We start from the raw sequence: 504 nt of genomic DNA on the forward strand, positions 1-504 counted from the left end.
GAACTGGTCGTCGCCCGCTCGGAAGGGCCGTGGATCTGGGATCGCACGGGACGACGCTATGTCGACACCGCGCTGGGCTTCGGTGGCACGGTGCTGGGCCATGCCCCGCCCGAGGTCGTGGAGGCCGCGAGCGCCGCTTTGCGCGCCGGCCCCCTGCCGGCCTTCAGCCATTCCGGCGAGGAAGCGGCCGCCACGGCCATCGCCGCGCATACAGGCCCACTCTCGCAGGTGCTCTTCGTCAGCACCGGTAGCGAGGCAGTGCACCTGGCCTGCCGCGCCGCCCGCATCGCCACGGGCCGCAGCCGGATCGCCAAGATGGCGGCGGGCTTCGATGGCTGGCTGGACGACGTGGCCTTCGGCGCAGCCGGCGCGGCCGAGGCCGCCTTTCCCGGCAATGCCCGGCCGGAAACCGACCGCGTCTCGCTCCTCCGCTTCAACGATGTCGCGGATGCCGAACGCCTCTTCGCCGAGCAGGGCGACATCGCGGCCATCCTGGTCGAGCCC

Annotated in this window: 1 protein-coding gene; it reads left to right on the plus strand. The window is 72.8% G+C overall.

Annotation, left to right across the window (positions count from 1 at the left end):
• Nucleotides 1–3: 3 nt before the first annotated feature.
• Nucleotides 4–504, plus strand: a 501-nt coding sequence (locus AC1DWF_RS39075) for an aminotransferase class III-fold pyridoxal phosphate-dependent enzyme (RefSeq protein ID WP_476843746.1), incomplete at its 3' end; no start/stop codon positions are given.

The organism is Aminobacter sp. P4_D5 (assembly GCF_056401815.1).